The organism is Streptacidiphilus sp. MAP12-20, assembly GCF_041262525.1.
Taxonomy (GTDB): Bacteria; Actinomycetota; Actinomycetes; order Streptomycetales; family Streptomycetaceae; genus Streptacidiphilus.
In genome coordinates, this window is the sequence record NZ_JBGCCK010000003.1 from 180904 (window position 1) to 205051 (window position 24148).

Genomic DNA, 24148 nt, shown 5'->3' on the forward strand with positions numbered 1-24148 from the left:
ACGCCGTCCCGCCGCGTTCGCCTGTCGTCCGGTGGCCCGTCCGACCGGCGGCTGTCCGTCCGGCCCCCGTGGCCCGATCCACCTCCCGCATCTCCGCACAGGGGAGTTCACGTCCCATGTCCCAGAAGACCGCCGCGCCCGACGCGGCCACGTCCGCGAAGGCGGCAAAGGCGGCCAAGCCCACCGCCGCCGGCGGGCGCAACAGCCTCGCCCGGCTCGGGCCGCTGCCCTGGATCGGCCCGTGCATCGCGCTGATCCTGCTCGTCGTCGTCTGGCCCGTAGCCGAGATGGTGCTGACCTCGACGCACAAGATCAGTGGCCTCGGCATCGATTTCGGCTTCAACGGTCTCGGCCGCTATCAGAAGCTCTTCTCCGACGCGCGCCTGGGCACGGTGATGACCTGGACCCTGATCTGGACGGTCCTGGTCGTCGGCTTCACCATGGTCATCTCGCTCGGCCTGGCCCAGCTCTACAACCAGCAGTTCCCGGGGCGGAAGTACACCCGCTGGGCACTGATCATCCCGTGGGCCGCCTCGGTCATCGTCACCTCGATCGGCTTCCGCTGGATGCTGGACGAGGTCGCCGGAGTGCTCAACCGGATGATGCTCGACCTCGGTCTGATCCACGGCGCCGAGAACTGGACCGGGGACGCGGCTCACGCCAAGCCCTGGCTGATCTTCGTCGCGGTCTTCGTCTCGCTGCCGTTCACGACCTACACGCTGCTGGCGGGCCTGCAGACGGTCCCCGGCGAGGTCTACGAGGCCGCACGGGTCGACGGCGCGTCGAGTTGGCAGACCTACTTCCGGATCACGCTGCCGCTGCTGCGGCCGTCGTTCCTGGTCGCGCTGGTGATCAACCTGATCAACGTCTTCAACTCGTTCCCCGTCATCTGGGGCATGACGCAGGGCGGCCCGAACACGGACACCTCCACGTCGACGGTCTTCATGTTCATCCTGGGTCAGACGGATGTCGGCGAGTCCGCGGCCATGTCGGTAGTCAACTTCGCCGTCGTCATCGTCATGGTGCTGCTCTTCCTCAAGGTCAGCCGTTGGAACGAGGAGAGCTGACCGATGCTGATTCAGGGACGATTCAAGGAGCTCAGCCGCAAGACCGTCTTCGCGGTGCTGGCCTGGGGCCTGGCGGCATTCTTCCTGGCGCCGTATCTGGAGATGGTCATCACGGCCGTCCGCCCGGCGAACGAACTGCGTGACAACGGGTACCTGCCGAAGCACTTCCAGTGGGGAAACTTCGTCGACGTCTGGTCGCAGACCACGATCGGCCAGAACCTTCAGGTCTCGCTTCTGGTGGCGGGCGGCGCGACGCTGCTGACCCTGCTGGTCGCGCTTCCCGCGGCCTACTACACCGCGCGGATCCGCTTCCGTGGCCGCAAGATCTTCCTGCTGCTGGTCCTGGTCACCCAGATGTTCCAGCCGGCCGCCCTGCAGGTCGGCCTGGCCCGGGAGTTCACCTCACTCGGGATGATGGACAGCGACCTCACGCTGATCATCGCCAACGCGGCGTTCAACCTGGCCTTCGCGGTGTGGATCCTGTCCGCCTACATCTCCTCCATCCCGGCGGAGCTGGAGGAGGCGGCGATGATCGACGGCACGAGCCGGGTGGGCGCCCTGTTCAAGGTGACGCTGCCGCTGGCCCTCCCGGGCGTGGTGACCTGCGTGATCTTCACCTTCATCACGGCCTGGAACGAGTTCATCATGGGCCTGATCCTGATCAACACACCGTCGAAGCAGCCGCTGACCGTCGGCATCGACAGCATGATCGGCGCCTACAACCCGCAGTGGAACTTCATGTTCGCGGCTTCGGTCGTGGCGATCATCCCGGTCGTCATCCTCTTCGCCTCGATCGAGCGCCATGTGGTCTCGGGCCTGACAGCAGGTTCGGTGAAGTGATCTGATGTAAGACGAAACAAGAAGGGGCGGCCACGCGTGCGGGTGGCCGCCCCTTGCTGTCTGCTCGCGCTGCTACGGCAGGGTGATGTGGTACGCCTTGCGCAGCGTCTCGTGGACGGTCCAGGTGGTCTCGTCGCCCTCGCGGAGGACGCAGGCGTCGCCGGGGCCGACGTCGAAGGTGGGGCCGTCGGTGACGGCGATGGTGGCGCGGCCGGAGATGACGACGAAGAGTTCGTTGGCCTCGGTGTCGGTGACGACGCCCGGGGTGATCTGCCAGATGCCGCGGATCTGCTTGCCGTCCTCCGACTCCCACAGGACCTTGCCGGAGACCTCCGGCGAGCCGGAGACGATCTGGCTGGGGTCGAGCGGGTCGGGCTCGAGCTCGGCCTCGGGGATGTGCACGGCGAAACTGGTCATGGTTCCGACCGTAGTCCGCGCAGGTGGGGCGGGGGAGCAGCAGAGTGCGTCAGAGGGGACCGGCAGAATGACAAGTCGTATGGTCGGGTAGCCGGAGAGGAGGGCCCAGGGTGGCGGACGAGTTGAGCGCGCGCGAGCGCGCGGTGCTGGCCTTCGAGGCCCGCCCGTGGCGGACGCGCGGGGCCAAGGACGCCGCGATCCGGGAGGAGCTGAGTCTCTCGCCCACGCGCTATACGCAGCTGCTCAACGCGCTGCTCGACAGGGAGGCCGCGCTCGCGCAGGACCCCGTGCTGGTCAACCGGCTGCGGCGGATCCGCGAGCAGCAGCGGGCCCGGCGCTGATCGCGTCGGCGAGCGCGTCCAGCAGCGCGACGACCCCGGCCGGGCCCGGCACGGTGAGGTCCGCGCGGTCCGCGATCACCGCGAGCGGTGGCTCGCCGGTCGCGGGCGCGCTGTACGCGAGGACGCCGGGCAGGCCGCCCGCGCGCAGCTTGTCGATCGCGTCGAAGGCCGCCACGTCGCCCAGGTCGTCACCCGCGTAGAGGACCGAGCCGGCGCGCTGCTCGGTCAGGAAGTCGGTGAGAGCCACGCCCTTGTCGACGCCGGGCGGCCGCAGCTCCAGCACCATCCGGCCCGGCTCCACCGCGAGCCCGTGACGCGCGGCGAGCGCGCGCAGCGGGGTTTCGAGTGCGACGAGGGCCGCGTCGGGGTCCTCGGCGCGGCGGGTGTGGACGGCGACGGCGCGGCCCTTGTCCTCGATCCAGGTGCCCTGCCAGGCCCCGGCCGCGTCGAGCACGCCGGGCAGCTCGGCGCGGAGCGCCGCGATCCCCGGGTGCAGCGCGGGCGCCTGCACCGCGCCGCTGCGGGCGTCCCAGCGCTCCGCGCCGTAGTGGCCGAGGATCGTGAGGTGCTCGAGGCCGGCCACGCCGGCGAACCCGCCGTAGCGCACGGCGACCCCGGCGGGCCGCCCGGTCACCACGACCACCGAGCGGATCAGCGGCGCGAGCCGCGCCAGCGCGGGGGCCGCGCCGGGGTGGGCGCGGGCCTGGTCGGGATCGGCGACGATCGGCGCCAGCGTCCCGTCGAAGTCGAGGGCGACGACCGCCCGGGCGGGTGCGGCGAGCAGCGCGGCCAAGCCGGCGGCTCCTGCGGGGGTGCTCGGCTCGGGAATTCCCATGCTCCCGACCCTAGCCGCTGCGAGCGCCCGGCGCAGCGGCTGATCCGGGCGGGGAGTGGCCGTGTGCGGAGCATCAGGGTTGCGCTCCGGGGGCGTAACTGTGGTGTCACAGCTGATGTATGACGGCCCGTTTGGCGCTACCTTCGCGACGAGTAGGGGGCGGCGGATGGACTGGATTGTTCCGGGGTACCGACACACCCGGGAGCTGGGTTCGGGCGCGAGCGGACGTGTGGTGCTCGCGGTGCACGAGGAGACCGGCACGCCGGTCGCGGTCAAGTACCTCGGCGAGGAGCTGCGCGCCGATCCGGACTTCCTGGCGGAGTTCCGCGAGGAGGCCCGGCTGCTGGGCGACCTGGAGACGCCCTATGTCGTGCGGCTCTACGAGTACGTCGAGGGCCCTGCGGGCGCGGCGATCGTCATGGAGCTCGTCGACGGCATCGCGCTGCGGGCGCTGCTGAGGCAGGCGGGTGCGACGGGGCCCGAAGCGGCGCTGGTCGTGCTCAAGGGCTCGCTCTTAGGTCTGGCGGCGGCGCACGCGCTGGGCGTGGTGCACCGGGACTACAAGCCGGAGAACGTGCTGGTCGCGGCGGACGGCACGTCGAAGCTGGTGGACTTCGGGATCGCGGTCAAGACGGGCGACTCCGGCGGCATCGCGGGCACCCCGCCGTACATGGCCCCGGAGCAGTGGACCGGCGATCCCGCCTCCCCGGCGGCGGACGTCTACGCGGCGACGGCGACCTTCTTCGAGTGCCTGACGGGCTCGCGCCCGTACCCCGGGGTGACCTTCGCCGAACTGGTCGTCCAGCACACGACGGCCCCCATCCCCGACGAGCTCGCCCCGGAGGGCGTCCGCCCGCTGATCCGGCGCGGCCTGGCGAAGCATGCGGCCGAGCGGCCGGAGAGCGCGGCGGCGTTCGTCGACGAGCTGGAGGCGGTCGCGGGCGCGGCGTACGGCCCGGAGTGGGAGGAACGCGGCCGGAAGAAGCTGGCCGCGATCGCGGCGCTGCTGCCGATGCTGTTCCCCTCGGCGGGGGGCGGCGGCGGACCGACGAGCGGTACGACGGCGCTGGCGCGGACTGTGCTGAGGGCTGCGCCGCGCCGGATCCCGAGGAAGATCCTGGTGGGCACGGGGGCCGGGATCATCCTCGTCGGCGTGCTGGGCGGGGTGGCCCTGGCGGGCGGCCACACTGGCAAGCCGAAGATCACCGGCGGCCCCACCCCGGTGGCGGTCACGTCGGTGACGCCCGGCTCATTGTCGCCGAGTCCGTCGCCCTCGGCCTCGCCGTCGCCGTCGGCGAGCCCCAGCGCCAGCCCGAGTGTCAGTCCGAGTCCGACTGCGAGTCCGAGCCCGTCGGCGAGCCCGACCCCCTCCGCCTCGCCGACCTCGGCGTCGCCGACTCCGCCGCCGTCATTGCTCAACGTGCCGAACGTGCTCAATCTGACCGTCTCCTCGGCCGACGCTGCGATCAAGGCCGCAGGCTTCGATCCGAACAACGTCACCGTGGTACCTGACTGCCTGACGGCACGCCAAAAGCTCTTCACCGTCCACACCCAGGATCCAGCGGGCGGCAGCGAGGCCAAGCCGACGGCGCAGTTCCAGCTGACGGCGACCTCCGACACCTGCGTCTTCTACCCCTACGAGGGCGGCGTGGACGGCGGGCAGGCGTACAAGAACCTCGTGGCAGCGGGTTTCCAGGGCAGCAAGATCACCATGACCCCGTGCAACTACGGCGGCGTCGTGACGGGCCAGGACCCCGCCTACGCGCGCCAGTACCTGCTGCCGGACGCCTCGATCTTCCTCACGCTCCAGTGCAACATCGGCTAGCCAGAGAGGCCAGCGCATGACCCCCGAGGACGCCGTTCCCGGCGAAGACGGCACGATGCATCTGAAGCTTCCGCCGCAGGACGCCCCGCTCCCGCCCGATGAAGGCACCGTGCGACTCGGTGGTGTGCCGCCGCTCGCGGCAGAGCCGGAGTCGGTCGGGTACATCGCCACGGTGATGGCTGCGGCGGCAGCCGCTGAAGCTCCCGCCCCGGACCCCGCGCTGATCCGGTTCGGGCCGGGGGTTCCTGACCCCAAGACGGCCCGCACCATCGCCGTCTGGAAAGGGCAGGCCGCGCCCGACGCGCAGCAGCGGCCCGCCGAAGAGGGGAAGAAGAGCCGCTGGCTCTTCTGGGTCCCGGTCCTGCTCGTCTTCCTCGGGCTGCTCGCCTGGTACCTGTTCCGGCTGCTCGCGCCGTCGGCGATCCAGCTCACCGGCGCGAGCATTCAGGTCGTGCCCACCGCCGTCACCTGCAACGGCAAGGCGACCGTCACCGCCACCGTCGCCACCAACGGCGAAGCCGGCAGCTTCCAGTACCACTGGCTCCGCAGCGACGGCACCGACAGCGGAATGCTCACCGAGACCGTCGCCGCCGGGACCCGGCAGGTCGAGCTGCCGCTGATCTGGACGCTCTCCGGACCCGGCAGCTTCCACGGCACCGCGACCCTGCTCGTGCCCGGCCACTCGTCCATCAAGCCGTCCGCGTCCTTCGACTACTCCTGCTGATCCTGACCGCCCGTCAGGGCGTGCAGCTGCTCCAGAAACCACGCCGTCGGCGGCAGCGCCGTGCTCGCCTCGGCGAGGCGCTTGCAGCGTGAGGCCCGCTCCTCCTCCGGCATGTTCAAAGCCGCGTGCAGCGCGTCCGCCGTGGCGATGACGTCGTACGGGTTGACCGTCAGCGCGTCCTCGCCCAGCTCCGCGAACGCGCCCGCCTCCCGCGACAGCACGAGCGCCACGCCCCCGTCGGAGACGACCGGGATCTCCTTCGCGACCAGGTTCATCCCGTCCCTGATCGGGTTCACCAGGGCCACGTCCGCCAGCCGGTACGCGGCGAGTGAGCGCGGGAAGTCGTCGTTGACGTGCAGGATCACCGGCTGCCAGGACGCCGTCCCGAACTCGTCGTTGATCTCCTGCGCGGTGCGCAGCACCGCCGCCGTGTACTCGCGGTACTCCGGCAGGTCGTGGCGCGACGGGTAGGCGAAGGCGATGTGCACCACCCGGTCCAGCCACTCGGGCCGCGTCCGCAGCAGATGCTGGTACGCGAGCAGCCCGCGCACGATGTTCTTGCTCAGCTCGGTGCGGTCCACCCGCACGATCGTGCGCCGGTCGCCCACCGCCTCCCGGAGGCCGGCGAGCCTGGCGTCCACGTCAGGGCGGTGGCTGCGGTCGCGCAGGAACTCCGCGTCCGCGCCGAGCGGGTGCACGCCCAGCTGCGTCGTCCGTCCCCGGTACGTCACCGCCAGTGAGTCCGAGACGGACGCGCCCAGCACGGCCTCGCAGCACTGCGCGAAGGTCCGCGCCCAGCGCTCGGTCAGGAAGCCGGCCCGGTCCGCGCCGAGGATGCCCTCCAGCACCTGCGCCGCCACGTCGTCGGGCAGCAGGCGGTAGTAGTCCGGCGGGGCCCAGGGCGTGTGCGAGAAGTGGCCGATCCGCAGGTCGGGGCGGAGCTCGCGCAGCAGCCGGGGTGTCAGTGACAGGTGGTAGTCCTGGACGAGTACCGCCGCACCGGGCGCCGCGCACGCGGCCAGCGCGTCCGCGAAGGCGCGGTTGTACGCCTCGTAGGAGGCCCATTCGCGGCGGAAGTTGGCTCCGAAAACGGGCTTGGTCGGCGTGTCGTAGAGGAGGTGGTGGACGAACCAGAGGGTCGAGTTCGCGATGCCGTTGTAGGCCCGGTTGAAGGTGCCCGGGTCGATGTCCAGCATGTGCACGTCCGGGTCGGTCAGGCCCTGCCTGATCGCCGCGCGGTCGCCCTCCGACAGGGCCGCGCAGACCCAGACGCTCTCCTGCTCGGTGCCGATCGCCGACAGGCCCGAGACCAGTCCGCCCCCGCCCCGGCGCGGCGTCAGCGTGCCGTCGTCCTCGATCGTGAAGGAGATGGGGCCGCGGTTGGAAGCCAGCACGATGGGCGCGGTCGTGGTTCGAGCCATGTCAGTCAACCTTGCCTGTCCGGGAGTGGAGCAAACCTTTCCCTACTGCGATCGCCGCCGCGCGCGGTACTCCGGCACGGTCACCACCGGCGGCCGCTCCACCAGCGCGATCTCGCTCGTGCTCGGCGTGAAGCCGGCCGGCGTGCGGGTGAACTGCACCAGCTCCGACGTGACCTGCTCCTCCGGCGTCTTCAGCCGGTCCAGCGCGGTGCGGTAGATCGTCGCCGCCATCCGGCCCAGCGCCTGCGCGTCCTGGTGGCGATGGTGCCGCACGCCCACGTCCACCTGGGCCAGCGCGTCCAGGCCGACCGCCGTCAGCGCGTCGACCAGCAGGCCGAGCTCCACGCCGTAGCCGGTCGGGAAGGGCAGCCGCTCCAGCAATGAGCGCCGCGCCGCGTACTCGCCGCCGAGCGGCTGGACGAAGCCGGCCAGCAGCGGCCAGTGCAGGTTGAGCAGCGGGCGCGCCACCAGCTCGGTGACCCGGCCGCCGCCCGCCGGAATGGAGCCGGTCTCGGTGTCGAAAGGCCGGTCGTACATCGCTTTGACGAAGTCGATCCCCGGATCGGTCAGCAGCGGGCCGACGATCCCGGAGACGAAGGTCGAGTCGAAGGCCCGCAGGTCCGAGTCGACGAAGCAGACGATGTCGCCGCGGGTGACGAAGAGCGAGCGCCAGAGCACCTCCCCCTTGCCCGGCTCGACCGGCAGTCGCGGCAGGATCTCGTCACGGTGGACCACGCGTGCGCCCGCCGCCGTGGCCTCGGCCGCCGTGCGGTCCACCGAGCCGGAGTCGACCACGACCAGCTCGTCCACCAGCGGCACGGCCTCCATCAGGTCGCGGCGGATGGCGGCGACGATCTCGCCTACGGTCTCCTCCTCGTCGAGCGCGGGCAGCACCACGCTGACGGTCGCGCCGCTGCGCCGCTTCGCGGCCAGCAGTTCGGGCAGGGGTCGGTCGGCAGCGCTCCACGAGCGGCGGCGCAGCCAGTCCTCGACCTGGTCCAGCACGGATCTCCCTCGGCAGTGACGGTCGGCGACGCGCCCGTCTCGCGTCTCGGACGGCAGTGAGCGGTCGGTGGGGCTTCGGTTACAGTCTTGAGGACGAGGTGGACTCATCGCACATTGGGGTCCGTCTCCGACAAATGCGCCGCGTGCGAACGCGCGACGCCATAGCGCTCATCCAGAGGGACTGAGGGAACGGCCCGTCGAAGTCCCGGCAACCCCCCTGCCAGGTAGTCCGCAGCGTGCACACGCCGCGTGGCCCAGGCCGGGAAGGTGCCAATTCCGTCCTGTGGCGAAACGCGCCCCGGGGAAGATGAGGAGAGAGGTTCTCGCCATCATGGCTCTTGTCAGCCACACCGTCGCACCCGACGCCTTCGGCCCCGCCGTGGCCCTGTCCTGTCGCGAGTGCGGAGCACGCACCCCCCTCGCTCCCGATTTCGCGTGTGTGGAGTGCTTCGGCCCGCTCGAGGTCGCCTACGAGCTCCCGGCCGGTGACCCGGAGGGCCTGCGCAAGCAGATCGAGAACGGCCCCGCCAACATCTGGCGCTACGCCCCGCTGCTGCCGGTCTCCCCGGACGTCGCCGAGCGCCCGAGCATGAACCCGGGCCTGACCAAGCTGGTCAAGGCGAACAACCTGGCCCGCGAGCTCGGCATCACCGGCTCCCTCTACGTCAAGGACGACTCCGGCAACCCGACCCACTCCTTCAAGGACCGGGTCGTGGCCATCGCCGTCGAGGCCGCCCGCACCTTCGGCTTCACCACGCTGTCCTGCTCCTCCACCGGCAACCTGGCCGGCGCGGTCACCGCCGCCGCCGCCCGCACCGGGCTGCGCGCCTGCGTCTTCATCCCGCACGACCTGGAGGCCGGAAAGGTCGTCATGGCCGCGATCTACGGCGGCGACGTCGTCGGCATCGACGGCAACTACGACGACGTGAACCGCTTCTGCTCCGAGCTGATCGGAGACCCGGCCGGTGAGGGCTGGGGCTTCGTCAACGTCAACCTGCGCCCCTACTACGGCGAGGGCTCCAAGACGCTGGCCTACGAGATCTGCGAGCAATTCGGCTGGCGGATCCCGGACCAGCTGGTGATCCCGATCGCCTCCGGCTCGCAGCTGACGAAGATCGACAAGGGCCTCAAGGAGCTGATCGCCCTCGGCCTCGTCGAGGACAAGCCCTACAAGATCTTCGGCGCCCAGGCCGAGGGCTGCTCCCCCGTGTCCGCCGCCTTCAAGGCCGGCCACGACGTGGTCCGCCCGCAGAAGCCGGACACCATCGCCAAGTCGCTGGCCATCGGCAATCCCGCCGACGGCATCTACGTGCTCGACATCGTCCGCCGCACCGGCGGTGCGGTCGAGGACGTCAACGACGAGCAGGTTGTCGACGCGATCGGCCTGCTGGCGCGCACCGAGGGCATCTTCGCCGAGACCGCCGGTGGCGTCACCGTCGGCGTGCTGCGCAAGCTGATCGAGAACGGCGTGCTGGACCCGGCCGCCGAGACCGTCGTGCTCAACACCGGCGACGGCCTGAAGACCCTGGAGGCCGTGGCGGACGCCGCCCGCCCGACCGCCGTCATCCGCCCCACCCTTGACTCGTTCCGAGAGGCAGGCCTCGCATGAGCGTCAACGTCCGCATCCCCACCATCCTGCGCACCTACACCGGCGGCAACGCCGAGGTGAAGGCCGAGGGCGCGACCCTCGCCGAGGTGATCAAGGACCTGGAGGCCAACCACGCGGGCATCTCCGCCCGGCTGCTGGACGACAACGGCAAGCTGCGCCGCTTCGTGAACGTCTACGTCAACGAGGACGACGTGCGCTTCGCCGACGGTCTGGAGACGGCGACGCCGGAAGGTGCGGGCGTCTCGATCATCCCCGCGGTGGCCGGCGGCTGCTGACGATTGCTGCTGACAGCTGTGCAGAGTCGGTGCACCCCTGACAGGGGTGCACCGACTCTGTCATTTCCTGATGTTTAAGAGGAGTAGAGTGCTCCTGTCCCGTCCGTCGAGACGGTTGGCTGATTCTTTTTCCTGCGGCAATATGCCGGACCCGTCCCTTATGTCCGGCCCGAATTGCTCGCCTTTGCGGTTGATTACCGTTTATGTCTCTTAACTTCTCCTGAGAATTCCCCGGCTTATGCTCTGTTGCTCAGGGCATCGGAGTGGATACATTCAGCGTCGATCGGGGGCGTGGCGTCTGCATCCCGCAGCGTTCCGACCGGTCCGGTCCGCGGTGTGCGGACCGTGAAAGGGCCAGTAATAGGGGAGTTTGGAATGGCTCAGGGCACCGTCAAGTGGTTCAACGCGGAGAAGGGGTACGGCTTCATCGCGGTCGACGGTGGTGCGGACGTGTTCGTCCACTACAGCGCGATCCAGATGGACGGGTACCGGTCGCTCGAAGAGGGCCAGCGGGTTGAGTTCGAGATCTCGCAGGGCCAGAAGGGCCCGCAGGCGGACATGGTCCGCGTGACCGCGTAACGCACCCCACTGCAGCCGGCGACCGCTGACTGATTCAGGACCCGCAGAGCTCGTTCCAGCTCATCTCAGCGAAACGATGCATCCACGCAGGTCTTCAGGAGGACCCCTGTCTCACTCGAGACGGGGGTCCTCCGTTGCGTCCGCTGCTTGCACTCAGGGGGGTCGAGTGCTAATCATTGGCGTTAGCACTCTGAGGTAGAGAGTGACAACGGGCCGGGTCGGTGAGGCTCCGGGCGCGGCGGGAAGGAACCGCCGAAGGTCGGTGCCGTCCGTCGCGGGCGCCAGCGCGGTCCGAAGCAGCCAGTCTGTCCAGGAGGACCGCTTCCATGGCCAAGATCATTGCGTTCGACGAAGAGGCCCGTCGTGGCCTCGAGCGCGGTATGAACCAGCTCGCCGACGCCGTCAAGGTCACGCTTGGCCCCAAGGGCCGCAACGTCGTTCTGGAGAAGAAGTGGGGCGCCCCCACGATCACCAACGACGGTGTCTCCATCGCCAAGGAGATCGAGCTCGAGGACCCCTACGAGAAGATCGGCGCCGAGCTCGTCAAGGAGGTCGCCAAGAAGACCGACGACGTCGCGGGTGACGGCACCACCACCGCCACCGTGCTGGCCCAGGCGCTCGTCCGCGAGGGTCTGCGCAACGTCGCCGCCGGCGCCAACCCGATGGCCCTCAAGCGCGGCATCGAGAAGGCCGTCGAGGCCGTCTCCGCCCAGCTGCTCGAGCAGGCCAAGGACGTGGAGACCAAGGAGCAGATCGCTTCCACCGCCTCCATCTCCGCCGCTGACACCCAGATCGGCGAGCTCATCGCCGAGGCGATGGACAAGGTCGGCAAGGAAGGCGTCATCACCGTCGAGGAGTCCCAGACCTTCGGTCTGGAGCTGGAGCTCACCGAGGGTATGCGCTTCGACAAGGGCTTCATCTCGGCGTACTTCGCCACCGACCTGGAGCGTATGGAGACCTCGTTCGAGGACCCCTACATCCTGATCGCCAACTCCAAGATCGGCGGCATCAAGGACCTGCTGCCGCTGCTGGAGAAGGTCATGCAGTCCGGCAAGCCGCTGCTGATCATCGCCGAGGACGTCGAGGGCGAGGCGCTCTCCACCCTCGTGGTCAACAAGATCCGTGGCACCTTCAAGTCCGTCGCCGTCAAGGCCCCGGGCTTCGGTGACCGTCGCAAGGCCATGCTGGGCGACATCGCCATCCTCACCGGTGGCCAGGTCATCTCCGAGGAGGTCGGCCTCAAGCTGGAGAACGCCGGTCTGGAGCTCCTGGGCCGCGCCCGCAAGGTCGTCGTCACCAAGGACGAGACCACCATCGTGGACGGCGCCGGCGAGAGCGACCAGGTCGCGGGCCGCGTGGCGCAGATCCGTGCCGAGATCGAGAACAGCGACTCGGACTACGACCGCGAGAAGCTGCAGGAGCGCCTGGCCAAGCTGGCCGGTGGCGTCGCTGTCATCAAGGCGGGCGCGGCCACCGAGGTCGAGCTCAAGGAGCGCAAGCACCGCATCGAGGATGCCGTTCGCAACGCGAAGGCGGCCGTCGAGGAGGGCATCGTCGCCGGTGGCGGCGTGGCCCTGCTGCAGGCCGGTGTCGCGTTCGAGAAGCTCGAGCTCGAGGGTGACGAGGCGACCGGAGCCAACATCGTGCGCGTCGCGCTCGAGGCCCCGATCAAGCAGATCGCGACCAACGCCGGCCTCGAGGGCGGCGTCGTGGTGGAGAAGGTTCGCAACCTCCCCGCCGGTCACGGCCTGAACGCCGCGACCAACGAGTACGTCGACCTCATCGCCGCGGGCATCATCGACCCGGCGAAGGTGACGCGCTCCGCGCTGCAGAACGCGGCCTCCATCGCCGCGCTCTTCCTCACCACCGAGGCCGTCATCGCCGACAAGCCCGAGAAGGCCGGCGCCCCGGCCGGTGGCGGCATGCCCGGCGGCGACATGGACTTCTGATCCGTCTGACGGATCGGAGCGTCTGAAGCTCGTTCGGAAGGCGGCTCACCCCGAGAGGGGTGGGCCGCCTTCCGGCGTTGGAGGAGAGGACACTGGTGGGATGGAAAGTGCACTGGAGACCGCCCTGCACGGCGCGCGGAGCGCGCTGCTGAAGGATCTGTCGGTGCGGGACGTGGCGGACGCCGCGGTCGTCTCGCTGCTGGAGGACGCGATCGTGCAACGGCGGTGGTGGGTCGAGCAGTGGCCGGACGGGGTCGACTACGTGCTGGGGCTGGTCGCCCAGGACGTGCAGGACGGGCTGCTGGAGGGCTGGGGTCGGTGGCCGCTGTGTCCGCTCTGCTCGTCGGACGGCGACCCGCACGCGCTGAGCGTCGAGCCGGAGCTGGGCCCCGACCCGCACTGGGTCTGCGGCAAGGAGGGTGTCGTCGTCGCGGCGGTGGGGGAGCTGACCCCGTGATCCTGATCGACCCCCCGAGCTGGCCCGGCCACGGCCGGCTCTGGTCACACCTGGTCTCGGACGAGTCGCTGGACGAGCTGCATGCGTTCGCGCGGCGGCTGGGGGTCCCGGAGCGCGGCTTCGAACGGGACCACTACGACGTGCCGGAGCGGTTGTACGCGGCGGCGGTGGAGCTGGGGGCGACGCCGGTGCGCAGCAGGGAGATCGTGGCGCGGCTGACGGCGGCGGGGCTGCGGCGGCGCAAGAGGTAGTTGCACCATCAGGGGCGCGAGGAACTGCGCGACAAGCCACCGACGTGCGGATGGTCCTCAACGCGCAGGGCCATCCGCATAGGGTGGTTGCTCGCGCAGTTCCTCGCGCCCCTGATGGTGCAAGTGAGCGTCAGCTCATCAGCGGAGGAGTTTCTGGGCGATGAGCCACTTGGTCAGTTCCTCGATCTGGACCTCGCTCAGCGAACGCGCCGGAAACGCGACGTTGCCCACGCTGCGGGTGCCCTCGAAGACCAGCCACCCGCGGGTGCGACGCACCCGGCGGACCGCCGGCCAGCGGATCTGGTGGGAGACGAACTGATTCCGCCAGGAAAGCCCGAGCTCGGTGAAGCGGAGCGACAGCTCCGTGCCGGTGTTGAGATTCCGGAGGCGGCGCTCCACGGCCAGGCCGTGGCTGCCGAGCAGCAGCAGCGACAGCAGCGCCAGCGTCAGGTGCGAGGCGGACAAGGGGTGCGCGGCCAGCGCGACGACCAGTCCGCCCAGGCCGAGCAACAGCCAGAGCGCGTTGATCCACGCTGTCGTGCGCAGCCAGTACCCGCGCAGCTCGCCGCGCGCGTACTCGAACTCGGCCTCGATGTCCATGCGCCCCACCCGGTTCGACTCATGCGATGGGCGGCACCTTATCGCGCAACCGCACCAGCTCGGTACGCATGTTCGTCAAAGCCCGTTCTCCGTACGCGGCCTGTCCGGCCTGCGTGCGGTAGAGCGTGGGCAGGGCCAGCAACTGCTCCAGGATCTGCGCGCGGCCCGCGCGGAACTCGTCGTCAGGGACGAACGCGTACTCCGCCCGCACGGCGGCCGCGTAGCTGGCGTAGATCTCCGGGGGAGCGCCCAGTACCGCGAGGTCGGCATCGCAGAGCACCTCGCCGTTACGGTCGCCGGCGGCCGGGTCGTGGTCGGCGGTCAGCCGGACCAGGCGGGCCACCTCGGCCACGGCCTCGTCCGGCACGCCGAGCTCGGGCAGCACCCGCTCCGCCAGGCGCGCGCTGCGCTCCTCGTTCTCCGTGCGGTCCGGGGCGTAGACCGCGTCGTGGAACCAGGCCCCGAGCCGGACCAGGTCCGCGTCCTCCGCGTGCGCGGCCAGGCGGTCGACGGCCGAGAGGGTCGCGGCCAGATGGCGCAAGGTGTGGTACCTGCGTTGTGGCTCCGACCAGCGGCGGATCAGCTGTTCGCCGTAGGGCTCCGCCTCCGGGGCGGCGAAGAGCGCGGTCCAGCGGGACAGCAGTGCCTCGGCGAGGGCTTGGTCGGGATGCGACGGCTCGGGCATACAGCCATTGTGGTACGGACAGGAGCGCTCGCGCGGCCTTCCGGCTGACCACAGGGGTGCGTTTCGTGCTTCCGAGCAACTAGGGTGTATTGGACTAGACCTGTTGGCGAGGGCTGAGAGCGGAGCAGAAAGGCTGCACATGAGTGATCGGGCGATCTTCGAGGTCATCGCTACCAACGCGGAGGACGCCGTCGCGGCGGCCGCGGGCGGGGCGGACCGCCTCGAGTTGGTCACCGACATGGCGGCCGACGGGCTGACGCCCGACCTCGCCGAGTTCGCACGCATCCGCGCGGCGGTGCACGTCCCCTTGCGGGTCATGCTGCGCGACGGCGACGGCTTCCTGGTGCGCGACGTCGACGCGCTCTGCGCGCGGGCCGAGGCGTTGCGCGCGGAGGGCGCGGAGGAGTTCGTCCTCGGCTTTCTGACGCCGGAGGGCACCGTCGACCTGCCGACGCTGCGGACGGTGCTGGACGCGATCTCCGGCTGCAGCTGGACCTTCCACCGTGCGCTCGACAACGCGGCGTCGCGTGACGGCGTCCGCGCGGCGATCGACGGCCTGCCCGGCCTGGATACCGTCCTGACTGCGGGTTCGGCGGCGGGCGTGGCTGTCGGCATGGACGTACTCGTGGACGAGGTCACGCGCGCGGGGAAGCCTGGCTACAGTCCGCAGATCCTGGTCGGCGGCGGCCTCAAGACCGAACACGTCCCGCGCCTGCGCTCCGCGGGGATCGACGGCTTCCACGTCGGCACGATGGTCCGTTCGGCGGGCTGGGCCAGCCCGGTCGACACCGGCCTCGTCCAGCAGTGGCGCCGCTTGCTCGATGCGGAGCCCTTGGCAGCCTAGGGTCAGTTGCACTCTCCTCAGGGGCGCGAGGAACTGCGCGACAAGCCACCCGAGGAGGTGGGTCCCCGAACGAGCAGGGCCATGCGCGCAGGGTGGTTTCTCGCGCAGTTCCCCGCGCCCCTCAGGGAGTTGCAACTGGGCCTCAGTAGGCCAGCGCCTCCGGCAGGGGGCGCGCGTGGAGGACGTCGAGGCCGGAGACGGCGCGGGTGAGGCAGACGTAGAGGCGGCGGAGCCCCGTGCGGAGGTCCGCCTCGCCGTCGACGATGGCCGCCGGCTCGTCCAGGACCACGTAGTCGTACTCCAGGCCCTTGGCCAGCGACGCCGGGACGAGGGTCAGCCGCGCGTCGGCGGAGGTCTCCGTGCCGGGGTCCAGGAACGGCAGCCCCGCCGCGGTCAGCGCGGCGGAGAGCGCGGGGATCCGCGCGTCCGCGGCGATGAGGCCGGTCGAGCCCTCGTTGGCCAGCGCCGTCACGCACGCCTCCACGACCGCGTCCGTGAGGGCCGGCGGCGTCGCCGGGGCCAGCGCGGAGGCCGCGTCCAGCGCCGAGGCGTCCTCCGGGGAGGCCGCGCCGTCGATCCGTCGGACGGCGAGCGCGTCCGTCGTGTCGCGGATGGAGGTGGCCGGGGCGAGCCCCGGCGCGATGGCGGGGAGCAGCAGCGAGGCGTAGTCGATGACCTCGAGCGGCACGCGGAAGCCCATGGTCAGCTCCTCCACCCGGGAGCCCGGCTTGCCCAGGTGTTCCAGGGCTGTCGCCCAGCTGTCCGTGGACCAGGGCGTCGTGCCCTGGGCGATGTCGCCCAGCACCGTCGCCGAGCCGGTCGTACAACGGCGGCCGACCGCCCGGTACTGCATCGGGGAGAGATCCTGCGCCTCGTCCAGGACCACGTGGCCGAGCGAGGGCGTCCGCTCGACCAGGTCCCGTGCCTCGTCGACCAGGACCGCGTCGGCCGGCGTCCACGGCGCCGTCTTCACGCTGCGGCCGGGCTTGGGCCAGAGCACGGCGGCCTGCTCCTCGGCCGTCAGCAGGCCGTCCGCGCACTGCGCCAGGAACTCGGGCTCCGACAGCAGGCGCAGCACCAGCTTCGCCGGATCCACCGGCGGCCACAGCGTCTTGGCCGTCGCCTTGACGGACGCGCTGCGCGCGACCGCGTCCTGGACGCGGTCGTCGGGGGCCTCGCTCGCCTGCTCCATCTTGACCAGCACGGTGTGCGCGATCCGCTGCGGCAGGGCGGCCTGGGCCGCGCCGTAACGGATGTCACGGTCCATCAGCTCGCGGACGATCTCCTCCAGTTCGTAGGAGGCCACCCGCCAGCGCCGTGAGCCGCGGACGACGACGCAGCCCTCGGTCGGCAGGGTGATGCCGGACCGGACCGCGCGCCGCAGCACCTCCGCCATCCGGGCATCGCCCTTGAGTCGGGCCGCCTGCGCGGTGTCCTGCCCGCGCAGCGGCACGTGCGCGACCAGCTCCTCGACCGTCGCCTGCGCGACGTCGAGCTCGCCCAGGGCCGGCAGGACCTGCTCGATGTAGTGGAGGAAGGAGCGGTTCGGGCCGATGACCAGGGTGCCGGTGCGGGCCAGGCGCTCACGGTGGGCGTAGAGCAGGTAGGCGACACGGTGCAGACCGACGGCGGTCTTTCCGGTGCCGGGCGCGCCTTGGACGCAGACGGTGCCGTGCACGTCGGCGCGGACGATCTCGTCCTGCTCGGGCTGGATCGTCGCGACGATGTCGCGCATCGGACCGACGCGCGGACGCTCGATCTCGGCGGCGAGCAGCGCGCTGGTGCCTTGCTCCTCTTCCGGGTCGGTGAGGTGCTCGTCCTCGTAGGCGGTCAGCTCGCCGCCCGTGTAGCCGAAGCGGCGCCGCAGCGCGACGTCGAGCGGATCCTTCTTGCTTGCGCGGTAGAAGGACTGGGACACCGGCGCGCGCCAGTCGATGACCATCGGGTCGCCGTCGTGATCGTGGACGTGGCGGCGACCGATGTAGAAACGCTCGCCGTCCGCACCCTCGGCGAGGTCCGCGCCGGGTGCGTGCTGGAAGTCGAGGCGGCCGAAGAAGAGCGGGGTGTCGGCGAGGTCGGCCAGGGCCTTGATCCGGTCGTCGATCTCGCGGGCGAGGATCGCGGCGTTGACCCAGTTGCCGGTGACGTCGCGGATGTCGAGCGCCTGGACGTCCTCCCGCATCGCGCGCAGCGCGGAGCGGGAGGAGGCGAGATGGGCGCGCTCACGGTCGAGGGGGCCGACCGGTGCAGAAGTGTGCGCGGGCACAAGGAAGCCTTCCCGGCTGCGGAACACCGGGGGGTGCCCGGCGCGCAGCGGTCTCAAAAGATCTGCGATGGAATTTGAGAGCCGCCCGGTTACCGTCCGGGCGGCGCCTCCCCACGTGCGTGACGGGGAGGCGGCAGACCGGAAACCATATACCCAACGGTGGGTGGCATGCGAATCTTTATGCCGGGGAGATCAGGGGTAACCCTGACGCGGGGATGAGGCGGAGTACCCCTCGGGGAGGAGCCGGAAGGGGTCCCCGATTAGGCCGGTGGGCTGACGACTTCGGGGCGCCCGAAATCTACCTTTGAGTCATGGCTACCGCACACATCGACCCCCGCCCCCAGCCCCGCGTCCGCAGCCACCGTCCCGTCGTCGCCCGTGGAGCCACGAAGGCGGCCCGGCGCCCGCGCAACCCGATCGCCGCCTGCGCCCGAGGCGTGGGCATCGTGGCCACCACGGCCTTCTCCGTCGTCCTCCTCGGCCGGGACGGCCTCCCCGAGGACCTCCTCCACAAGGACTGACGGGCTACAGCACGTCGTCCGCGTCAATGATCCGGTAGGCGTAGCCCTGCTCGGCGAGGAACCGCTGCCGGTGCGCGGCGAAGTCCTGGTCGATGGTGTCCCGGGCCACGACCGAGTAGAAGTGCGCCATGTGCCCGTCCGCCTTGGGCCGCAGCACGCGGCCCAGCCGCTGGGCCTCCTCCTGGCGTGAGCCGAAGGTCCCGGAGACCTGGATCGCCACCGTCGCCTCGGGCAGGTCGATGGAGAAGTTGGCGACCTTGGACACCACCAGCACGCTGATCTCGCCCTGTCGGAAGGCCTCGAACAGCTTCTCGCGCTGAGCGTTCGTGGTCTCACCCTTGATGACCGGCGCGTCCAGCGCCTCGCCCAGCTCGTCGAGCTGGTCGATGTACTGCCCGATGACGAGCGTGGGCGTGCCCCGGTGCTTCTCGACGAGGGCCTGGGTGACCCGGCGCTTGGTCGCCGTCGTGGCGCAGAACCGGTACCGCTCCTCCGGCTCCGCCGTGGCGTAGGCGAGCCGCTCGTGGTCGGTGAGCGTGACCCGCACCTCGCAGCAGTCGGCGGGGGCGATGTAACCCTGCGCTTCGATCTCCTTCCAGGGGGCGTCGAAGCGCTTGGGGCCGATGAGCGAGAACACGTCGCCCTCCCGGCCGTCCTCCCGCACCAGCGTCGCGGTGAGGCCGATCCGGCGGCGGGCCTGCAGGTCCGCGGTGAACTTGAAGACGGGCGCGGGCAGCAGATGCACCTCGTCGTAGACGATCAGGCCCCAGTCGCGGGAGTCGAACAGCTCCAGGTGTGAGTAGACGCCCTTCCGCTTGGTCGTCATGACCTGGTAGGTCGCGATGGTGACCGGGCGGATCTCCTTGCGGGCGCCGCTGTACTCGCCGATCTCCTCCTCGGTGAGCGAGGTCCGCTTGACCAGCTCGTGCTTCCACTGGCGGGCGGAGACGGTGTTGGTCACCAGGATCAGCGTGGTCGCCTTGGCCTTGGCCATCGCGGCGGCGCCGACCAGCGTCTTTCCCGCTCCACAGGGCAGCACGACGACGCCGGAGCCGCCGTGCCAGAAGCCCTCGGCGGCCTGCTCCTGGTAGGGACGCAGCTTCCACCCGTCCTGCGCGAGCTCGATCGGGTGCGCCTCGCCGTCGACGTACCCGGCGAAGTCCTCGGCGGGCCAGCCGAGCTTGAGCAGCACCTGCTTGATCTGGCCGCGCTCGGAGGGGTGCACGACGACGGTGTCGGGGTCGAGCCGCTGGCCGACGAGGGGCTGGATCTTCTTCGAGCGGAGGATCTCCTCGAGGACGGGGCGGTCGGTGGTGGTCAGCACGAGCCCGTGCACGGGGTGCTTGCTGAGCTGCAGCCGACCGTACCGGTCCATGGTGTCGGCGATGTCGACGAGCAGCGCGTTCGGCACGGGGTAGCGCGAGTAGGTGACGAGCGCGTCCACCACCTGCTCGGCGTCGTGTCCGGCGGCCCGCGCGTTCCAGAGACCCAGCGGCGTCACCCGGTAGGTGTGCACATGCTCGGGCGCCCGCTCCAGCTCCGCGAACGGCGCGATGACGCGCCGGCACGCGTCGGCGTCGGGGTGGCCGGTCTCTAGGAGCAAGGTTTTGTCGGATTGGACGATGAGCGGGCCGTCGTTCACGTGCGTGTCCTCCGGAGCCGGGTGCGAGGGGCCAAACCACCAGTGTCCCGCATCGCCGGAGTGAACGGGACGGCGTCAGAGTCGCTCTCTCGCGAGGCGCAGGATCGCCTCGGCGGAGCGGTCGACGTCGTCCTCCGTCGTCGTCCAGTTGGAGAAGGAGATCCGCATCAGGTGCTTCCCGTGCCAGAGGGTGCCGCCGAGCCAGCAGGTGCCGTCGCTCTGGACGGCCTCGATGAGTCGATCGGTGAGCGGGGTGTCGTCGCCGAAGCCGACGAGGACCTGGTTGAGCACGACGTCGTTCTCGATCGTGGCGCCGCCGACGGCCAGCTGCTCGGCCATCCGCCGGGCGAGGTGGCAGCCGCGCTCGACGAGCTCGGCCACGCCGCTGCGCCCGAGCTGCTGCAGCGCGGCCCACACGGCGAAGCCCCGCGCGCGGCGGGAGGACTCAGGGGTCAGATCACCCAGGCCCCAGTTCGCCGAACCACCGGAGCCGACCAGATAGGCCGCGCTGTAGGAGACGGCGGCGGCGTGGACGTCCGGCTTGGCACAGAACACCAACCCGGAGTCGTAGGGGACGTTCAGCCACTTGTGGGCGTCACAGCCCCAGGAGTCCGCCGCCTCGACGCCACGGACCAGGTGCGCGGTGGCCGGATTCGCGCCCGCCCAGAGGCCGAAGGCACCGTCCACATGAATCCAGGCCCGATGCCGACGGGCGATCTCGATGGCGGCGGGGAAGTCGTCGCAGGCGCCCGTGTTGACGTTGCCCGCCTGCAGACAGACCAGCGTGGGAGCGCTCGGCCCGGCGGCGAGCACGGATGCCAGATCCTCCACGTCGATGGCGCCGTTGGCGTCGGTGCCGACCGTCTCGACGGCGGCGGTGCCGAAACCGAGCAGCCGCAGCGAGCGGTCGATCGTGGCGTGCCGCTCACCGCTCGCGACGATGCGCACCCTCGGCGCCCCGTGCAGACCGTGCCGTTCGACGTCCCACCCGGCCTCGGCGAGCACCTGGTGCCGGCCCGCGGCGAGTCCGACGGTGTTCGCCGCCTGCGCGCCGGTGACGAACCCGACCGACGCCGTCCCGGGGAGACCGAGCAGTTCTTTCGCCCAGGTCCCCGCCACCTCTTCGGCCGCCGCAGCGGCGGGGGAAAGCACCGCGTTGTAGGCGCACTGGTCCCAGCCGGTCGCGAGCATGTCGGCCGCGGCCGCCGCAGGCAGGGATCCGCCGATGACGAACCCGAAGAACCTCGGCCCGACCGTCCCCGTCAGCCCTGGTTCGGCCGCGGCCACCAGCCGGTCCACCACCTCGCCCGGCGGCGTCGGCGCATCGGGGAGCGGGCCCCCGAACGCGGACCGCAGGGCGGCCATGTCGGCGCCGGAAGAGACGGGACGGTCCGCCACGGACGCCCGGTAGCGGGCGGCGTCGCGGGCGGCACGGAGGAACAGTTCCTCGTACGCATCCATGCCACGACCGTAAGTCGGCCCGCACCCGCACGCACGTTACCCCTCGTCTCACCCCTCGTCGGCGGCCAGCTCCGCGACGCCGGTGATGCGGTGGAGCGAGAACGTGCGCATCTCCTCGTGGAACTGGTCGAAGGCGGTGACGAAGCCGCCCTCCACCCGGACCGGTTCGATGACGCGTTGGCTGGCGGAGCCCTCCGCGTTGACGTAGCCGATCCAGACCGCGTCGCCGGTGAGGACCGCGGTCTGGAGGGTGGCCAGGGTCTCCGACGCCGGAGTGCGGGGGAGGGGGCCGCCGGGGGTTTCCGCGCCGCGGTGGGGGACGGTCGCGGCGCGGTCGCCGGCGCGGATGGCCTTGACCGCGGCGGAGAGGAGCGCCCGGGTGACCGGCGGCGGGCCGTCGGGGACCGGGGCCGGGGGAGTGCGGGGAGGCGTGCGCCGGGCGTCCGGGCGGGAGATGAGCACGTCGCCGTCGGCGGACTCCGCCGCCGGGGCGTAGCCCATCGCGCGCAGCTGGGTGAGCACCGCCGTGGGCTCCGCCTGCGCGGCCAGCACGGTCGGGGCCAGGCGGCGCAGCCGCAGCTGCGCGGCGCGGCGGTCGGCGAGCAGCTCGTCCAGCAGCGCGTCGTCGTCGCAGCGCAGGTACGCCGAGGCCGCGCCGATCCGCAGTCGGCCGTGGCGGCGGGCCACGTCGTCGACCAGGTAGGAGAGCGGCTGCGGCACCGGAGTGCTGGAGTGGTCGGCCAGGAACGCGTGCAGTTCCGCCGCGCTGCGGCCGGCGTCCAGGGCGCGGCGGACGGAGTCCGGGGTGAACCGGTAGACCGTCGCGCCGCCCTTGGACTCGACGTCCGCCGCGACCGCGAGGGTCTGCGCGAGAGGCGTGTGCAGCGGTCCCGGCGCGATGGCGGTCAGGTCGGGCTGCAGGATCACCTGGTCGAGCGGCTCCGGCAGCAGCGGGGCGAGCCGGGCCTCGGCCGACGCCTCGTCACCGTCCAGCAGCGGCACGGCGAAGCGCGCCAACGCGCGGCGGCCGGTGAGGCCGAGCTGTTCCGCCTCGTCCAGCGTCCAGCTGACCAGCCGGTCCCGCAGTTCGCCGCCGCGCAGCGGCCGCTGCCAGCGGACCCGGGCAGTCAGCGAGGCGGGTTCGCCCGCGCCGCCGGGCGGCAGCGAGGCTAGCAGGGTGAGCACGTCGCGCCGGATCTCCGGGGCGAGCGCCCGGTCCAACCCGCCGCCGAGGGCGGGTAGCACCTTGTCCTTCGCGTCGCGGCTGCCGACCAGCGCGGCGAGCCGCGTCGCGGTCAGCCAGGTGCGGGCCAGCAGCAGCCAGCGCTCGGCGACGGGACGGCGCAGCCACTCGTCGAAGGCGGGGGTCGGCGCCCAGCGTTCGTCGGCCTCCCCGTCGGGTGCCAGCAGCCCGGCCCCGTAGGCGAGTTCGAGCCAGAACGCGGCCATCGGCTCGGTCAGGTCCAGGGCCTGCGCCGCCCGCCGCAGGTCGCGGACGCCGAGGCCGCCGGCGCGCAGCACGGTCGGCGGCTCGGTGCTCCACAGGTCGAGCGCCTCCTCGACCGTGCGGACGGCCGTGAACGCCTGCGCGGCCGCGGCGCGGTCGGCCTGATCGGGGTCGATCGTCCGCGCGGTCACCAGGTCGGGGGCGATCGGTTCGAGTTGGCGGTGGGCCAGTCCGCCGCGCAGACAGAGGGCGACCTCGCGGGGCAGGACCACGGCGTCGCGTCCGGCGGGCAGCAGGAAGCCGCGCGCCTGGAGCCACTCGACGGGCGTGCGCGCGTCCGCCGCGCGGACGGCGCGCGGCGGGGTCGCGCCGAAGGGCGGACCCCAGACCAGCTTGTTGAGCACGCCCCGCGCGCCTTCGGGGGCCTGCGAGAGGAGCGCGTCCGCCCGGGCGCGGTCGGCGAAGAGGGCGCTCAGCGAGGTGAGCGCGCTCACCTGATCGTGGGTACTGGGCAGACCCGCGTCCGCGAGGATCTCCTGCAGCCGACCGGGCGAGAGTCCCGCCCCCGCCTCGGCGAAGACCGGGCCGAGCCCGGTCGGTCCCGGCTGCCCGCCGCCCGGCGCGAGCACGTCGCGCGCGGTCCGGATCAGCCGGAGGCGCTCCGGGTCGCCCCACAGCAGAGCCGCGTCCCGGAGCGTCGCGAGCGCCGGGCCGAGCGCGGCCTCGACCTCGGGCTCCTGCGCCGTGCCGAGCAGCGCGCGGAGCTCGCCCGGCTCGCAGGGGTCGGCGGCGACCGCCAGGGCCTCGGCGACCTGCAGCGTGAAGCGGTTCAGCCGCTCGAGCGCGCGGATCACGCTGGCCCGGGTGGAGCTGCGGGTGGCGAGCTGGGTCAGGTCCGCGGGCACCGGATGCACGAGGTCCGGGCGGGCACGCAGCAGCGCGCCGAGGGCGTCGTCGTCCCGCCCGCGCAGGTCCTCGGCGAGGGTGCGCGGCGCGGACGCCGTCTTCACCGGCTGCGCTGCCGTCGCCGTGCTCGCCGTCTTCGCCCGGGGAGACCCCCCGGTTCTCCCGGTGCTCATCCGACCCA

At 71.5% G+C, this 24148-nt stretch carries 23 protein-coding genes and 1 riboswitch; of the genes, 13 read left to right on the forward strand and 10 right to left on the reverse strand.

Annotated elements, in window-relative coordinates; all coding sequences use genetic code 11:
- Positions 1 to 116 precede the first annotated feature (116 nt).
- Together ABIA32_RS05250 and ABIA32_RS05255 are read left to right on the forward strand one after the other, a co-directional pair.
- Positions 117 to 1067 carry a carbohydrate ABC transporter permease gene (locus ABIA32_RS05250; protein ID WP_370092634.1) on the forward strand — a complete coding sequence of 317 codons (951 nt, stop codon included), beginning with the start codon at positions 117 to 119 and terminating at the stop codon, positions 1065 to 1067.
- A 3-nt stretch (positions 1068 to 1070) separates the two neighbouring features.
- The gene (locus tag ABIA32_RS05255; protein WP_370092635.1) at positions 1071 to 1907 is read left to right on the forward strand and encodes a carbohydrate ABC transporter permease; all 837 of its coding nucleotides are present in this window, start codon (positions 1071 to 1073) and stop codon (positions 1905 to 1907) included.
- A 72-nt stretch (positions 1908 to 1979) separates the two neighbouring features.
- Here ABIA32_RS05255 and ABIA32_RS05260 read toward each other — a convergent pair whose 3' ends face one another.
- On the reverse strand, positions 1980 to 2324 hold the full coding sequence (locus tag ABIA32_RS05260; RefSeq protein WP_370092636.1) for a cupin domain-containing protein: 345 nt from the start codon (positions 2322 to 2324) through the stop codon (positions 1980 to 1982).
- 110 nt (positions 2325 to 2434) lie between these two features.
- Here ABIA32_RS05260 and ABIA32_RS05265 point away from each other — a divergent pair, with 110 nt between their 5' ends.
- On the forward strand, positions 2435 to 2665 hold the full coding sequence (locus ABIA32_RS05265; RefSeq protein WP_370092637.1) for a DUF3263 domain-containing protein: 231 nt from the start codon (positions 2435 to 2437) through the stop codon (positions 2663 to 2665).
- On the opposite strand, the gene otsB is transcribed toward ABIA32_RS05265, so the two are convergent.
- On the reverse strand, positions 2619 to 3500 hold the full coding sequence (gene otsB, locus ABIA32_RS05270) for a trehalose-phosphatase (RefSeq protein WP_370092638.1): 882 nt from the start codon (positions 3498 to 3500) through the stop codon (positions 2619 to 2621). The two genes, ABIA32_RS05265 and otsB, sit on opposite strands and share 47 nt — an antisense overlap.
- A 166-nt stretch (positions 3501 to 3666) precedes the next feature.
- Between otsB and ABIA32_RS05275 the strand changes: the two genes are divergently transcribed.
- Positions 3667 to 5325: a serine/threonine protein kinase gene (locus ABIA32_RS05275; protein WP_370092639.1), complete on the forward strand. Its 1659-nt coding sequence runs from the start codon at positions 3667 to 3669 to the stop codon at positions 5323 to 5325.
- Positions 5326 to 5341: 16 nt separating this feature from the next.
- Positions 5342 to 6049 carry a hypothetical protein gene (locus ABIA32_RS05280; RefSeq protein WP_370092640.1) on the forward strand — a complete coding sequence of 236 codons (708 nt, stop codon included), beginning with the start codon at positions 5342 to 5344 and terminating at the stop codon, positions 6047 to 6049.
- Here ABIA32_RS05280 and ABIA32_RS05285 read toward each other — a convergent pair.
- Together ABIA32_RS05285 and ABIA32_RS05290 are read right to left on the reverse strand one after the other, a co-directional pair.
- Positions 6037 to 7470: a trehalose-6-phosphate synthase gene (locus tag ABIA32_RS05285; protein ID WP_370092641.1), complete on the reverse strand. Its 1434-nt coding sequence runs from the start codon at positions 7468 to 7470 to the stop codon at positions 6037 to 6039. The two genes, ABIA32_RS05280 and ABIA32_RS05285, sit on opposite strands and share 13 nt — an antisense overlap.
- Before the next feature lie 42 nt (positions 7471 to 7512).
- Positions 7513 to 8475 carry a glucosyl-3-phosphoglycerate synthase gene (locus ABIA32_RS05290; protein WP_370092642.1) on the reverse strand — a complete coding sequence of 321 codons (963 nt, stop codon included), beginning with the start codon at positions 8473 to 8475 and terminating at the stop codon, positions 7513 to 7515.
- A gap of 165 nt (positions 8476 to 8640) precedes the next feature.
- Positions 8641 to 8789, forward strand: a riboswitch (SAM riboswitch).
- On the opposite strand from ABIA32_RS05290, the gene thrC reads away from it, so the two are divergent.
- The 6 genes from thrC (at position 8783) to ABIA32_RS05320 (ending at position 13595) form a co-directional block, all read left to right on the forward strand.
- Complete coding sequence (gene thrC / locus ABIA32_RS05295) at positions 8783 to 10084, forward strand: threonine synthase (protein ID WP_370092643.1); 1302 nt, start codon at positions 8783 to 8785, stop codon at positions 10082 to 10084. It overlaps the preceding riboswitch by 7 nt.
- Positions 10081 to 10359, forward strand: coding sequence for a MoaD/ThiS family protein (locus ABIA32_RS05300; RefSeq protein ID WP_370092644.1), 279 nt, complete (start codon positions 10081 to 10083; stop codon positions 10357 to 10359). The genes thrC and ABIA32_RS05300 overlap by 4 nt, the downstream gene beginning before the upstream one ends.
- Before the next feature lie 375 nt (positions 10360 to 10734).
- Positions 10735 to 10938, forward strand: a complete 204-nt coding sequence (locus tag ABIA32_RS05305) for a cold-shock protein (RefSeq protein ID WP_009189266.1) — start codon at positions 10735 to 10737, stop codon at positions 10936 to 10938.
- 326 nt (positions 10939 to 11264) lie between these two features.
- Complete coding sequence (gene groL, locus ABIA32_RS05310; RefSeq protein WP_370092645.1) at positions 11265 to 12887, forward strand: chaperonin GroEL; 1623 nt, start codon at positions 11265 to 11267, stop codon at positions 12885 to 12887.
- Positions 12888 to 12987: 100 nt separating this feature from the next.
- Positions 12988 to 13344, forward strand: coding sequence for a hypothetical protein (locus ABIA32_RS05315; RefSeq protein ID WP_370092646.1), 357 nt, complete (start codon positions 12988 to 12990; stop codon positions 13342 to 13344).
- Positions 13341 to 13595 (forward strand): DUF4031 domain-containing protein, encoded by a 255-nt coding sequence (locus ABIA32_RS05320; protein WP_370092647.1) that lies wholly within the window; start codon positions 13341 to 13343, stop codon positions 13593 to 13595. Before ABIA32_RS05315 ends, ABIA32_RS05320 begins: the two co-directional genes overlap by 4 nt.
- Before the next feature lie 138 nt (positions 13596 to 13733).
- On the opposite strand, the gene ABIA32_RS05325 is transcribed toward ABIA32_RS05320, so the two are convergent.
- Entirely contained in the window at positions 13734 to 14195 is a 462-nt protein-coding gene (locus tag ABIA32_RS05325; protein ID WP_370092648.1) for a YcxB family protein, read from the reverse strand.
- A 19-nt stretch (positions 14196 to 14214) separates the two neighbouring features.
- On the reverse strand, positions 14215 to 14880 hold the full coding sequence (locus ABIA32_RS05330) for a hypothetical protein (RefSeq protein WP_370092649.1): 666 nt from the start codon (positions 14878 to 14880) through the stop codon (positions 14215 to 14217).
- Positions 14881 to 15019: 139 nt separating this feature from the next.
- Here ABIA32_RS05330 and ABIA32_RS05335 point away from each other — a divergent pair, with 139 nt between their 5' ends.
- Positions 15020 to 15724, forward strand: a complete 705-nt coding sequence (locus tag ABIA32_RS05335) for a copper homeostasis protein CutC (RefSeq protein WP_370092650.1) — start codon at positions 15020 to 15022, stop codon at positions 15722 to 15724.
- Between the two features lie 142 nt (positions 15725 to 15866).
- Here the strand turns inward: ABIA32_RS05335 and ABIA32_RS05340 are convergent, their stop codons facing one another.
- A complete protein-coding gene (locus tag ABIA32_RS05340) occupies positions 15867 to 17990 on the reverse strand; it encodes an AAA family ATPase (RefSeq protein ID WP_370092651.1) in 2124 nt (707 codons plus the stop codon).
- A gap of 311 nt (positions 17991 to 18301) precedes the next feature.
- On the opposite strand from ABIA32_RS05340, the gene ABIA32_RS05345 reads away from it, so the two are divergent.
- Entirely contained in the window at positions 18302 to 18511 is a 210-nt protein-coding gene (locus ABIA32_RS05345; RefSeq protein ID WP_370092652.1) for a hypothetical protein, read from the forward strand.
- A 4-nt stretch (positions 18512 to 18515) separates the two neighbouring features.
- Here ABIA32_RS05345 and ABIA32_RS05350 read toward each other — a convergent pair whose 3' ends face one another.
- The 3 genes from ABIA32_RS05350 to ABIA32_RS05360 form a co-directional block, all read right to left on the reverse strand.
- Positions 18516 to 20153: a DNA repair helicase XPB gene (locus ABIA32_RS05350; RefSeq protein ID WP_370092653.1), complete on the reverse strand. Its 1638-nt coding sequence runs from the start codon at positions 20151 to 20153 to the stop codon at positions 18516 to 18518.
- A 75-nt stretch (positions 20154 to 20228) separates the two neighbouring features.
- The gene (locus ABIA32_RS05355; RefSeq protein WP_370092654.1) at positions 20229 to 21614 is read right to left on the reverse strand and encodes an aspartate aminotransferase family protein; all 1386 of its coding nucleotides are present in this window, start codon (positions 21612 to 21614) and stop codon (positions 20229 to 20231) included.
- A gap of 48 nt (positions 21615 to 21662) precedes the next feature.
- Positions 21663 to 24071: a helicase-associated domain-containing protein gene (locus ABIA32_RS05360; RefSeq protein ID WP_370092813.1), complete on the reverse strand. Its 2409-nt coding sequence runs from the start codon at positions 24069 to 24071 to the stop codon at positions 21663 to 21665.
- Positions 24072 to 24148 lie beyond the last annotated feature (77 nt).